This is a genomic window from Stenotrophomonas sp. S39 (assembly GCF_016624665.1).
GTDB lineage: Bacteria > Pseudomonadota > Gammaproteobacteria > Xanthomonadales > Xanthomonadaceae > Stenotrophomonas.
In genome coordinates this window covers 29,224-41,329 of record NZ_JACVTT010000037.1, presented here as the reverse complement: position 1 = coordinate 41,329, position 12,106 = coordinate 29,224, and the positions used below count along the sequence as shown (strand labels likewise).

Genomic DNA, 12,106 nt, shown 5'->3' with positions numbered 1-12,106 from the left:
GCATCCCCCCGATCGCTGGCCCATTGCCCCAGTGCGAACTCGCCCTGGCCCACCTCGCGGTGGGCCGGGCCCAACGCGGCCAGCAACTGCGCCTGGACCTGCTGCAGCTCCTGCCCTGCCTGTTCGCCCTGCCCGCGCTGCAGGGCCAGCATCGCGCGGGCGCGGCGCACCACCAGCGCCTCGGGATGGCGCGGGCCCCAGGCATCCTGTGCCGCCTGCCAGGCCAGGTCCAGTTCGCTGGCAGCAGCCTCGGTCCGGCCTTGCCGCGCCAGCACTTCGCCCCGTTGGCGGTGCAGGCCGATCACCTGTGGGCTGCGGCCATCGCTCGGCTGGTCCAGCAGTCCCAACGCCTGCTGGTAACCGGCCAGCGCCGCAGGCAGGTGGCCGGCGCTGGCATCCAGCCCGGCCAGGTCGGCCAGCGATTCGGCGCGGCCAAAGCGCTGCCCGATGCCCTCGTGGCGCAGGGCGAGGGCCTGTTCGAATGACGCGCGGGCCGCGTCCGCATTGCCCAGCTGCGCCTGGCAGCGGCCCAGCTGGCTGTGGAACTCGGCCACCGTCGCCGGCAAGGCGTCGGCTTCGCTGGTGGCCAATGGCTGCAGCGGTTGCAGGTGCGCCAGGCAATCGCGGTCGCGGCCCAGCATGCGCAGCGCGCGGCCCCGCTGGGTCACCGCTTCCAGCTGCAGGGCAGGCGGCACGTCGTCCACCTGCTGCAGCAGCCGGCGCTGCTGGTCCAGGGTCTGCAGGGCCAGCTGGTAGTCGCCCAGACCGATCCGCAGGCGGCCGATCACGCCTTCCAGTTCGGCCAGCGCCAGGGGCTGGTCGGCCAGCTCGGCCTCACCGCGCTGCTGCCCGGTGGCCAGCAGCTGCGGCACGTCGAAATGGCCATGGCGCTCACTGGCCGCCTTGTCGAACAGGCTGACGGTGAAATCCTGCATCGCCTGCGCGCGGGCCATTTCCACCTGCGCCTGGCGCGCCTGCCACAGCGCGACGGAGGTGGTCCCGAGCAGCGCCAGCACCGCCAGCGAGGCCAGCGCCACGCCCCAGCGGTGGCGGCCGATGTACTTGTTCACCCGGTAACCCACGCCGGGCGGCCGGGCCTGGATCGGCCGGCCCTGCAGGTAGCGTTGCAGGTCGCCGGCCAGCGCCTCGGCCGAAGCGTAGCGCTGTGCGGGATCCTTCTGCAGCGCCTTTTCCAGCAGCACGTCGAGGTCGCCGCGCAGCTGCCGGGCCTGCCGCTGCAGCGCGCGCCGGGCGGCACCCGGCTGGTCGGCCAGGCGCTGCAGCAGCGCCGAGGCGCGCGGGACCTGCACGTCCAGGATCGACCGTTCCCATTCGGCATCGCTGTGCCGGCGCAGGCGGTAGGGCTTGTGCCCGGTCACCACCTCGAACAGCACCACGCCCAGCGAGTAGACATCGGTGAGGGTGGTCACCGCCTCGCCGCGCACCTGTTCCGGCGCGGCGTAGTGCAGGGTGAACGCGCGCACCTCGGTGGGCGGGTGGGTGGCGTCGGCATCGTCGTGGTCGAGCAGCGCGGCGATGCCGAAATCGAGCAGCTTCACCGTGCCATCGGCGCGGACCAGGATGTTGGAGGGCTTCAGGTCGCGGTGCACCACCAGGTTGGCATGGGCATGGCTGACCACCGCGCAGACCTGCAGCATCAGCTGCAGGCGGGTTTCCAGCGGGGGCTGCAGGCGCCGGCAGTAGTCGCTGATCGGTTCGCCTTCCACGTAGTCCAGCGCCAGGTAGGGCTGGCCGTGCTGGTCCACGCCGGCATCCAGCAGCTGGGCCAGGTGCGGATGCTGCAGGCGGGCCAGGATCTGCCGCTCACGGCCGAAGCGCTGCCGCAGCCCGGGGTCGGCCACGCCGCTGCGCAGCAGTTTCAGCGCCACCTGGCGCTGGTACAGGCCGTCGCAGCGCTCGGCCAGCCAGACTTCACCCATGCCGCCCTCGCCCAGTGGACCCAGCAGGCGGTAAGGGCCTACCTGGCTGCCGGCGCGCCCCGGTGGCGGTGCGGTCCACAGCGGCTGGGCCATGAACTCCTGGCTGTCGGCCTCCTGCAGCAGCAGGTGTTCCAGGTCGCGGCCCAGGGTCGGGTCATGCTCGGCCAGGCGCTGCAGGCGCAGCTTCCGCGCCTCCGGGGCCAGCTCCAGCAGCTGGTCCAGCCAGGACGACAGTTGCTGCCAGCGCGCGGCATCCATAGTCGGCCTGCGCGCCTCAGTCGCCGCGCATCGCCGCCAGCAGGAACAACCGCGCCTTCTGCCAGTCGCGGCGGATGCTGCGTTCCGAGCGCTGGCTGAGTTCGGCGATCTCCTGTTCGGACAGGCCGGCGAAGTAGCGCAGCTCGACCACCCGCGCCAGGTGCACATCGACCGCCTGCAGGCGCTCCAGGGCGACATCCAGCGCCAGCAGGTCTTCGTCCAGGCGCACGCCGCTGCTGCTGTTCTCGGGGATCTCGGCCACCCGCTTCAGGTCGCCGCCGCGCTTGCGTGCCAGCCGGTTGCGCGCGTAGTCGACCACCACGCTGCGCATGGCCGAGGCGGCATAGGCGAAGAAGTGCGCGCGATCCTCGAAGCGCGCCGCGCCGCGGCTGCCCAGCAGTTTCAGGTAGGACTCGTGCACCAGCGAGGTGGCGTCCAGGGTGCGCCCCTGCTGGCCGGCCAGCTGGCGCCGGGCCATGCCGTGCAGTTCCTGGTAAAGCGTGGTCAGCACGCGGTCCAGCGCCGTGCGGTCGCCACCGCGCGCGGCATCCAGCCAGACAGTGATATCCGGTCCTTCGTCCATCGCAACCTCCCCCGCAGCGGATGCTGTGCGGACTATAACGCCGCCCGCGTCCGCTGCATGAAGAGATTCAGCGCTGGCAGCGGCTGCACCACACGCTGGCGCGCTGGCCGATCATCGCGTGCTTGAGCGGGCGCCCGCACTGCGGGCACGGCAGGCCGTCGCGGCCATAGACCAGCAGCTCCTGCTCGAAGTAGCCCGGGGCGCCATCGGGGCTGATGAAGTCGCGCAGGGTGGTGCCGCCGCGGGTGATGGCATAGCCGAGGGTGTCCTTCACTTCGCGGGCGAGCCGACGATAGCGTTCACGCGAGACCTTGCCGGCTTCACGCAGCGGGCTGATGCCAGCCTTGAACAGGCTTTCGGCGGCGTAGATGTTGCCCACCCCGACCACCACCGCCTGGTCCATCAGGAAGGTCTTCACCGGTGCGCTGCGGCCGCGGCTGCGTTCGAACAGGTAGTCGCCGTCGAAGGCGTCGTCCAGCGGCTCCGGGCCCAGCCCCTGCAGCAGCGGGTGGACCTCGCCGGCCGGCTGCCAGAGCAGGCTGCCGAAGCGCCGCGGGTCGTTGAAGCGCAGCAGGCGGCCATTGTCCAGGCTGATGTCCACATGGTCGTGCGCGCGCAGCGGGGTATCACCCGGCAGCACGCGCAGGCTGCCTGACATGCCCAGGTGCAGCACGGCGCTGCCGACGGCGGTATCCAGCAGCAGGTACTTTGCGCGCCGGCGCACCGCGTCGATGCGCTGCCCCGGCAGCAGATCGGCCACCTCCGGCGGAATCGGCCAGCGCAGGTCGGCGCGGCGCAGGATCACCCCGTGGACGCGGCGGCCTTCCAGGTGCGGCGCCAGGCCGCGGCGGGTGGTTTCTACTTCGGGCAGTTCAGGCATGGGCTGATTCTACGCCGGGCCATGCGAAGCCGCCGGGCATGGCCCGGCGCTACCGGTGATCGCGCTACCGCAGCGTCAGCGCGGCGGCGCCGACAGTTCGCGTGCATCCAGGAAACCATCGCCATTGGCGTCCTGCTTGTGGAAGCGCTGCACGATCACCTGGCGCTGCTGCTCGCGGGTGATCGGCCTGCCCTTGCCACCGGGCAGTTCATCGGCGGTCAGCACACCGTCGCCGTTGCGGTCCATGTGGTCGAAGGCATACAGCATCCACTGCACGTATTCGGTTTCGCTGACCTTGCCATCGCCATCGCTGTCCATGCGCTGCAGGTAGGTGGCGGTGTCACTGACCTGCGCGGCCGCGGCCAGCGGCAGCAGGCACAGCAGCGGAACCAGCAGCTGCCTCATGCGCCCACCAGGGTGTAGCCCTTCAACCGCGCGGCGTACGCCTGCAGCCCAGCGATGCCGCTTTCCTCGGCCTCGTGGCACCACGCCTGCAGGTGGCGCAGGCGCTCGGCGGCATCGTGGCCACGGGCTTCCAGCAGCGCGGCAAGGCGCGCGCGGTATTCCACCAGGGTGCGGATGCGCGGGCGCTGCGCGACCCACGCGCTGAGCTGGGCGCGGCTGTCGGGCTGCAGCCAGCGGCCATCGTTGACCAGGCCACGCCGCAGGCGGCGCGGCAACAGGCGGCGCAGCTTCGCCCCGGCCTGCGTGGCTTCCTCGCGCAGGGCCGGCATGAACACGTTGCGCTGGTAATCGGTCATCGCCTGGAAGCGGTGCGAGAGCAGCGCCTTCAGGGTCTCGGCATCGGGCACGGCGATGTTCGGGCGCACGTCCATGGCCGGTGCAACGCGCAGCACCTTGGCCAGGCGCAGCGCCTGCAGCAGGCGGATCGCGCTCCAGCCGATGTCGAACTCCCAGCGCCGCATGGCAAAGCGCGCCGAGCTGGGGAAGGCATGGTGGTTGTTGTGCAGTTCCTCGCCACCAATCCAGAACGCCCACGGCGTGAGGTTGGTGGACGTGTCGGCCGACTCGTAGTTGCGGTAGCCCCACCAGTGGCCCAGGCCGTTGACCACGCCTGCGGCCCAGAACGGGATCCACGCCATCTGGATCGCCCACAGGGCCACGCCGGGCAGGCCGAACAGCACGCTGTTGATGGCCAGCAGCAGCACCGGGCCGAGGGTGGCGCGCGGGGTGTAAAGGTGGCGCTCGATGGCATCGTCCGGGGTGCCACGGCCGTACTGTTCGATGTCCGCACGCATGCCGCGGGCCTCGCGGTAGAGCTCCACGCCGTGCCAGAACACCTTGCCGATGCCACGGGTGACCGGGCTGTGCGGGTCGTCCTCGGTTTCCACCTTGGCGTGGTGCTTGCGGTGGATGGCCACCCACTCACGGGTGATCATCGAGGTGGTCAGCCACAGCCAGAAGCGGAACACATGCGCGACGGCCGGATGGAAATCGACCCCGCGATGCGCCTGGCTGCGGTGCAGGTACAGCGTGACCGAGAAGATGGTGAGCTGGGTGAATACCAGCAGCACCGCCAGCATGGCCCAGCCGCCCAGGCCGAGCACGCCACCGGTGAGCAGGGAGATCAGGGCATCGGGCATGGCGGCACTCCAGATCGACGCGGGATGGCAGACATGATGGGCGCTTAAGTTGCAAACTGCACCCTCGCGACGGTCGTCGTGCACCGTCATAAAGTGGCACTGTTCACAGTTGGGGACCTGAGTTGTCGAGCCTTGATCCGCGCACCCGCGCCATTACCACTGCCCCGTCCGCCGCGGAGCTGCCGCCGCTGATCGAACTGGACCACGCCAGCGTGGTCCGCGGCCAGGTGAAGGTCCTGCACGGGCTCAGCCTGCGCATCGCGCAGGGCCAGCACACCGCGCTGCTGGGCCCGAACGGCTGCGGCAAATCGACGTTCATCAAGCTGATCACCCGCGAGCTGTACCCGCTGGCCCAGGCCGACGGCCGGGTGGCGGTGAAGGTGCTGGGGCAGAACCGCTGGCAGGTCGATCGCCTGCGTTCGCAGCTGGGCATCGTCACCGGCGACCTCAGCAGCAACCTGTCCGACATGCCCGGGCTGACCGTGGAACAGGCGGTGCTGTCCGGCTTCTTCGCCAGCTATGTGGTGCCGGCGTTCCGCGAGGTGACGGCGGACATGCGGGCACGGGTGGGCGAGACGCTGGCGATGACCGGCGCACTAGCCCTGCGCGAGCGCGCCTATGCCGAGCTGTCGGCCGGCGAGACCCGCCGGGTGCTGATCGCCCGCGCCCTGGTCAACCGGCCGCAGGCGCTGCTGCTGGATGAGCCCTCCACCGGGCTGGACCTGGTGGCGCGGCAGCAGCTGGTGGCGACCATGCGCGTGCTGGCCCAGCAAGGCATCACCCTGGTGCTGGTCACCCACCATATCGAGGAAGTGATTCCCGAGATCGAACGCGTGGTGCTGCTGCGCGACGGCCGCGTGCTGGCCGACGGCACCCGCGATGAACTGCTGCGCGACGAACCGCTGTCGGCGGTATTCGGCGGGGCGATCAGCGTGGTGGAACAGAATGGGGTCTTGACCGCGTACGCGGGGTAATCGACATGCCACTGTAGAGCCGAGCCCATGCTCGGCTGCTCCTGGCTACCGGGAACGGCAGCCGAGCATGGGCTCGGCTCTACATCATGCGGTGCGGGGGGGGGGGGGGTAAGGGCCGGCCCCCCGCCGGGGGCCCGGGGTAAAAAATCGGGGGGGGGGGGGGGGGGCCCCCCCCCCCCCGCCACCTTCTCCTCAGAACCGCAGCGCCAGCGCGCGTGATTCGATCGGCGCCATCCGGCTCTGGTCCTGCAGCTGCAGGTCACGCAGTTCATACGGCGCGCCGAAGCCGGGCGGCAGTGCGGCCTGGTCGAACGGCAGCACCAGCGCGCCACGGCCAGCGCCCTCGAACCATGCGGCCGCGTGCGCCTGCGCCACCGGCTTCAACTGGCCATCGGCGCCGGTGGCGTACAGCGTGCCGCGCGCCTCGTAGCGACCGGCCGCGGCGACCTGCAGCGGCAGGCTGACCTGGCGGCTGGCCGCGTCGGGCGTGGCCTGGCCGCTGAAGCGTGCGGTCGGCTGCGCCACGGCGAAGGCCACCTTGCCATCGCGCAGCACGCCATCGGCCTGGGCGAACACCTGCAGCTCCCACAGGCCCTGCACCGTGCTGGCCTCGGCCGGAATGCGCACCTGCGCACGCAGGCTGCCATCGGTGGTACGCAGCAGGCGCTGCGGCCAGCTGCGGCCGTCGGGCGCCACCAGCAGGGCTTCGCCGCCGAGGCTGCTGCGGCGCGTGGCCAGTTTCGCGGCGCTGGGGCCGTCTTCCAGCAGGCGCGCCTGCAGCTGCACGCTGCCACCGGCCAGCACCTGCGCCTGGCTGGCCTGCACCTCCAGCCGCACCGGGCTGTTGGGCTCCAGCACCTGCACCACGTAGCGCCCCTGCGCCTGCGCGCTCTGCAGCCGGTACGTGCCCACCGCGCTGCTGGCGCCAGTACGCAGCATGCTGCTGCCATCGGTCACCGCCATGCCTGCGGCCTGCAGCTGCCGCGCATCGACACTGCGCGCCACGCTGCTGCGGCCGGCCGCATCGCGTACCTGCAGTGCCTCGGCAGGCAGCGCGCGTGCACCGGTGCCCGGGCTGAGCTGGATCACGGCATCCGGTGCGGTCAGCGGCAGGTCCAGGCCGCGTTGCAGTTCGGCGGCGTCGACCTGCTGCCAGTAGCTGCGGCTGACGGCCGCGTAGGCGCCCGGTGCCTGCAGCGGCTGCGCCGGGTCCAGCGCCCAGGCGAAGGCCAGCGGCACACGCTCGCTGTCATCGGCCGGCAGCGGCGCGGCCACCAGTGACGCGGGCACCTGGTCACCGGCAGCGGCGGCACGCAGCGCCTGCGCGGCATGGGACGGCACGGCGGCAAGTGCTGTGATCACGGCTGCGGCCAGCAGGGTTGATTGGATCTTCATGGTCGTCTCCCTCACTGGGTCAGGTCGTTGCGCAGGATCGTGCCCAGGCCGAAGCACTCGCGGCGGCTCTGGTTGTGGCTCAGCGGCTCGGCGCCCTGGGTACGCGCCTTGTCGGTGAACCACAGCGTGCCGGCCGCCTTCTGGCTGCTGCACTCCAGGAAACCGTCCGAGCAGGACGACAGCCAGTTCTGGGTGAATTCCAGGCCGACATTGGCCGGGTAGCCACCGCAGTAGCTGTTGCTGTCCCACACCGCCGATTCGACATCGCTGCCAACCACCGCGCGGAACGGCCTGGGCAGTGCCGGGCGCCCCGCCGTGCCGTACAGGTTCTGCGCGTTGTAGGTCGCCATGTGGCCCACCTGCTGCATGCGTACCGCATCGTTCTTGTAGCCCAGCAGCCAGCCCAGCGAGGTTTCGAAGGTGTTGCCGTTGAGCACCGCGTCGGCCAGCGGCGTGCCGGCCGAGGACGGCGCCAGCGCGGTCACCTTGCGCAGGGTGCTGATGATCTTCGGGTAGCGGCTGTCGTAGGTGGGGTTGGACAGGATCCAGCGCACCACGTTGCCGCCGTTGGAATGGGTGATGACCACCAGCTGGGTGATGCCACGGCTGTCGATGAAGCCGGTCAGCTGTCCCGCCAGGCAGCCCGCGGCTTCCGGCTTCCACATGTACTGGGTGAAATCGCAGTTGATGACCACGTAGTTGCTGCTGTTCGGCAGGCCCTGGCGCACGGTGTCGATGATGGCCGGCTGCCAGTAGTCCTGGGTGGCGTTGGTCTGCGCGCCGGTGCCGTGCACGAAGGCCACGCCATACACGTCGGCGGACCAGGCCGGGGCGCTGGCCAGGCCCAGCAGCAGGGCCAGGGCGGTACTTCCTGTTGCGGTGCTGCGCATCGCATCTCTCCCTCGTCAGCGGATCCCCCCGGCCCGGCTGTGGGCCGATGCTGGCGGCGAACGCGCGTGAAAGTCCGTGCGCTGCGCCCGTATTCGGGAGATTGGCGACGATGGATGCCGTTGTTGCAGAATCGTGACCCCGGCGCGCCACCATGCCGGGTCTGGCCGTATGACCGATGGACGCTGCGGGCGGCGGGAGGGGCTGCGATCATGGCCGCTGTGTTTCCTGTCTCGAGCCTGCCCATGTCTTTGCCTGCCCTCCCCGCCCGCCCCCTGCTCGGCCTGGCCATCGCCCTGTCGCTGGCCGGTTGCGCGTCCACCGCCCCCGCGCCCACCGCGGTGGAAGCCACCATCACCACCAAGGCGGTGGGTTACCTGGACAAGACGGCCGTGCCGGCCAGCATCGCCCTGGTGCCGGCGCCGCCGGCGGCCGGTTCGGCCGGTTTCGCGCTGGACGAACAGGTCAGCCGCGAAGCCCGCGCCCTGCGTGGCACGCCGCGCTTTGCCCAGGCCACCCGCGATGCCGAACTCGGCTTCCCGGCCGGCGCCAACCAGTTCTCCTGCGCGGCCGACATCGACGTGGACGCGGTGAAGACCCCGGCCCTGTACCGCCTGCTGGAACGCAGCCGCATCGATGCCAGCGCGGCCACCAAGGCGGCCAAGAACCAGTACCAGCGCCCGCGCCCGTTCATGGTCAACGGCGAGCCGACCTGCACGCCGGACGATGAAGCCGGCCTGCGCAGGAACGGCTCCTATCCGTCGGGCCACACCTCCATCGGCTGGGCTTGGGCGCTGATCCTTTCGGAGATCGCCCCCGACCGCGCCGATGCCATCCAGGCGCGCGGCCGCAACTACGGCGAGAGCCGCCTGGTGTGCAACGTGCACTGGCAGAGCGACATCCTCGAAGGCCGCTTCATGGGCGCTGCCGCCGTGGCCCGCCTGCATGACAACGCGGCGTTCAACAAGGATCTGCTGGCGGCGCGCAAGGAGATCGCCGATGCGCGCAAGGCCGGCCTGCATTCCAGCCGCGACTGCGCGGCCGAGGAAGCGGTGCTGAAGGTGCGGCCGCAAAGCGCGCTGTAAGCGCAGGGCGGATCAATCGCTGCCGGCCAGCGGCCGGCACTACCGGGGACGAGCAGGGGTAGCGCCGGGCCATGCCCGGCGGACCTGTAAAACAGAAGGGCCGGCATTGCGCCGGCCCTTCTTCATTGCATCACGCCATCAGCCGCCTCAGAACTTCGCGGTGAACTCGACGCCGAACGTGCGCGGCTCGTTGAGGAAGCCGGTCAGGTTGTTGAAGTCGATCGCGCCGACCACGCGGGTCTGGTTGGTCAGGTTGCGGCCGAACACGGCCACGTCGTACTGGCCGTAATCCCAGTTGTAGCCCACGCGCAGGCCACCTTCCAGCGAGCTGCGGCTGCGGAACTCCGGCGACTCGTACAGGAAGAAGTTGACCGCACTCTTGTACGCCCAGTCGGTGTACACGTAGACCTCGCTGGCATCGTTGACCGGGAAGCCGGCACGCAGGGTCAGGTTGTGGATCCACTTCGGTGCCTGCGGCAGCGGGTTGCCGTTGACCAGCGCGTAGGTGCCGCCGTTGATGACGGTGGTCGGGTCGGTGATGGTGCAGCCACCGCCACAGATCGCCACGGCCAGGTCACGGTCCTTGATCTCGGTGTCGTTGTAGCTGCTGCCCAGGGTCATCAGCACGTGGTCGGTCAGGTACGCCTCGAAGTCCAGCTCGAAGCCCTGGCCGATGGTCTTGTCGGCGTTGAGCAGGGTGGCGGTGTTGTTGCTGCCACCCACGGCGATCAGCTGCTGGCCATCGACGTTGTAGCGGAACACGTTGAAGCCCAGGCGTGCGCGGCGGTCGAACAGGTCGGCCTTGATGCCGGCTTCGTACGAGATCACCTTCTCCGAATCGGCCTGGGTGACGCCGCCGAAGGCCAGGCGGCCCTGGATCGACGGTGCACGGAAGCCCTTGGCCACGCGCGCATAGGCGTTGATGTTGTCGGTGATCTGGTAGACGCCACTCAGGTCCCAGCTGACGTCGTCGACATCGCTGTTGGCCAGGTACGGGCCGCTGACCGGCGTGCCGCCCGACACGGCCTGCAGCACGCTGGCGGTGAAGTCCTTCTTGTCCTGGGTGTAACGCACGCCGGCACGCAGCTTGAAGCGGTCGGTCACGTCCAGGTCGCCCGAGGCGAACGCGGCCCAGGCCTTGTTGCGCTGGCTCTGCACGGCGTGGCCGGTCTGCGGGTTGCCCGGGGTCAGCGAGTCGTAGTTGAAGCTGTCGATGGTGACGTCTTCATCGAAGTAGAAGACGCCGGCCTGCCAGTCAAAGCGGCCCCACTCGTTGGATTCGACGCGGAATTCCTGCGTCCACTGGCGGTGGTGCGGCAGGCCGTCGGCCGATTCGGATGGGAACGGAATCAGGCCCGGGCCGGAGTTGCCGGCACCCAAGAACGCCGCGCCATAGCCACCATCGACGTCGCCGTGGTTCAGCGATTCGGCGGTTTCATAGCCGGTGATCGAGTGCAGGGTGACGCGGCCCAGGTCCCACTTGAGGCGTGCGCTGCCGCCCCAGGTTTCCAGGTTGGAGAAGTTCAGGCCATCGGTGGAGACCTTGTCGCGGTCAAAGTTCTCGACCAGCGCGTTGCTGCCCTTCTGGATGATGTTGGCGCGGAACAGGCGGGCGGTGCCGTTGAGCTTGCGCTTGTGCAGGTTGAACAGTGCTTCGACGTCGTCACCTTCGTACAGGAACTGCACGCGGCCAGCGGCCTCGTCATAGCCCTCGAAGCCCGAGCTGGGCGCGGTGGTGATGGTGTTGTCGACGTAGTTCTCGCGGCGCTGGTACAGCGCCGACACGCGCGCCGACCAGCGGCTGGTCAGCGGGCCGCCGTAGGCACCCTGCACGTTCCAGGTGTCATACGTGCCGTAGGACATCTTCACGTAGCCATCGGCGTCCTGCGACGGACGGGCCGAATCGAACTTCACCACGCCCGCCGGGGTGTTGCGGCCGAACAGCGTGCCCTGCGGGCCACGCAGCACTTCCACGCCGGCCAGGTCGAACAGCGGGAAGCCCTTCAGCAGCGGGCTTTCCTGCACCACGTCGTCGTACACCAGCGAAACCGGCTGCGAGGCATTGAGATCGAAGTCGGTGTTGCCCAGGCCGCGGATGTAGAAGCGCGGGAAGGCACGGCCGTAGGACGATTCGATGTTCAGGCTGGGCACGCGCGCGGACAGGAAGCGGATGTCATCGCCGGCGGAGCCGAGCACATCGAGCTTCTCGCCCTGGATCGCGGTGATTGCGACCGGCACGTCCTTGGCGTTCTCGACGCGGCGCTGTGCGGTGACCTGCAGGGCGTCGAGGGCAACCGGATCCTTGGCAGCGGGGGTTTCCTGGGCGGCTGCTACCAGCGGCAGCAGGGCGGAAAGAGCGGCAACGAGGGGACGCGCGACCGGAAATCGGCCACGGGAAGTGCGGGTCGGAGACATGGCGGTAGGCTGTGTTTGGAGGGGTGGTAAAACGGCGCTACCAGATAATTGTTGCAATACAGCACCTGCGCCGCAAATGCCGAT

At 69.9% G+C, this 12,106-nt stretch carries 10 protein-coding genes; 2 read left to right on the top strand and 8 right to left on the bottom strand.

Annotated elements, in window-relative coordinates:
- The 5 genes from IAE41_RS11495 to IAE41_RS11475 all read right to left on the bottom strand — a co-directional run.
- The coding region (locus tag IAE41_RS11495; RefSeq protein ID WP_200733210.1) for a serine/threonine-protein kinase at window positions 1–2,198 on the bottom strand (2,198 nt) is incomplete at its 3' end.
- Window positions 2,199–2,214: 16 nt separating this feature from the next.
- Complete coding sequence (locus IAE41_RS11490) at window positions 2,215–2,781, bottom strand: ECF-type sigma factor (protein ID WP_079224557.1); 567 nt, start codon at window positions 2,779–2,781, stop codon at window positions 2,215–2,217.
- 67 nt (window positions 2,782–2,848) lie between these two features.
- Complete coding sequence (gene mutM, locus IAE41_RS11485; protein WP_200733209.1) at window positions 2,849–3,661, bottom strand: bifunctional DNA-formamidopyrimidine glycosylase/DNA-(apurinic or apyrimidinic site) lyase; 813 nt, start codon at window positions 3,659–3,661, stop codon at window positions 2,849–2,851.
- Between the two features lie 75 nt (window positions 3,662–3,736).
- Entirely contained in the window at window positions 3,737–4,066 is a 330-nt protein-coding gene (locus IAE41_RS11480) for an EF-hand domain-containing protein (RefSeq protein WP_079224554.1), read from the bottom strand.
- A complete protein-coding gene (locus tag IAE41_RS11475) occupies window positions 4,063–5,265 on the bottom strand; it encodes a fatty acid desaturase (protein ID WP_200733208.1) in 1,203 nt (400 codons plus the stop codon). The genes IAE41_RS11480 and IAE41_RS11475 overlap by 4 nt, the downstream gene beginning before the upstream one ends.
- A gap of 152 nt (window positions 5,266–5,417) precedes the next feature.
- On the opposite strand from IAE41_RS11475, the gene IAE41_RS11470 reads away from it, so the two are divergent.
- Window positions 5,418–6,239, top strand: coding sequence for an ATP-binding cassette domain-containing protein (locus IAE41_RS11470; protein WP_174208711.1), 822 nt, complete (start codon window positions 5,418–5,420; stop codon window positions 6,237–6,239).
- 192 nt (window positions 6,240–6,431) lie between these two features.
- Here the strand turns inward: IAE41_RS11470 and IAE41_RS11465 are convergent, their stop codons facing one another.
- Both IAE41_RS11465 and IAE41_RS11460 read right to left on the bottom strand, forming a co-directional pair.
- A complete protein-coding gene (locus tag IAE41_RS11465; RefSeq protein ID WP_200733207.1) occupies window positions 6,432–7,634 on the bottom strand; it encodes a DUF4785 domain-containing protein in 1,203 nt (400 codons plus the stop codon).
- Window positions 7,635–7,645: 11 nt separating this feature from the next.
- Window positions 7,646–8,524 carry a hypothetical protein gene (locus IAE41_RS11460; protein ID WP_200733206.1) on the bottom strand — a complete coding sequence of 293 codons (879 nt, stop codon included), beginning with the start codon at window positions 8,522–8,524 and terminating at the stop codon, window positions 7,646–7,648.
- 243 nt (window positions 8,525–8,767) lie between these two features.
- Between IAE41_RS11460 and IAE41_RS11455 the strand changes: the two genes are divergently transcribed.
- Complete coding sequence (locus IAE41_RS11455) at window positions 8,768–9,607, top strand: phosphatase PAP2 family protein (RefSeq protein ID WP_200733205.1); 840 nt, start codon at window positions 8,768–8,770, stop codon at window positions 9,605–9,607.
- Between the two features lie 147 nt (window positions 9,608–9,754).
- On the opposite strand, the gene IAE41_RS11450 is transcribed toward IAE41_RS11455, so the two are convergent.
- Window positions 9,755–12,022, bottom strand: a complete 2,268-nt coding sequence (locus IAE41_RS11450) for a TonB-dependent receptor (RefSeq protein WP_200733204.1) — start codon at window positions 12,020–12,022, stop codon at window positions 9,755–9,757.
- Window positions 12,023–12,106 lie beyond the last annotated feature (84 nt).

Bases quoted from the DNA above. Each gene is read 5' to 3' on its own strand.
- mutM (WP_200733209.1), bottom strand. From the start codon at position 3,661: ATGCCTGAACTGCCCGAAGTAGAAACCACCCGCCGCGGCCTGGCGCCG.
- IAE41_RS11480 (WP_079224554.1), bottom strand. From the start codon at position 4,066: ATGAGGCAGCTGCTGGTTCCGCTGCTGTGCCTGCTGCCGCTGGCCGCG.
- IAE41_RS11450 (WP_200733204.1), bottom strand. From the start codon at position 12,022: ATGTCTCCGACCCGCACTTCCCGTGGCCGATTTCCGGTCGCGCGTCCC.
- IAE41_RS11490 (WP_079224557.1), bottom strand. From the start codon at position 2,781: ATGGACGAAGGACCGGATATCACTGTCTGGCTGGATGCCGCGCGCGGT.
- IAE41_RS11455 (WP_200733205.1), top strand. From the start codon at position 8,768: ATGTCTTTGCCTGCCCTCCCCGCCCGCCCCCTGCTCGGCCTGGCCATC.
- IAE41_RS11460 (WP_200733206.1), bottom strand. From the start codon at position 8,524: ATGCGCAGCACCGCAACAGGAAGTACCGCCCTGGCCCTGCTGCTGGGC.
- IAE41_RS11465 (WP_200733207.1), bottom strand. From the start codon at position 7,634: ATGAAGATCCAATCAACCCTGCTGGCCGCAGCCGTGATCACAGCACTT.
- IAE41_RS11475 (WP_200733208.1), bottom strand. From the start codon at position 5,265: ATGCCCGATGCCCTGATCTCCCTGCTCACCGGTGGCGTGCTCGGCCTG.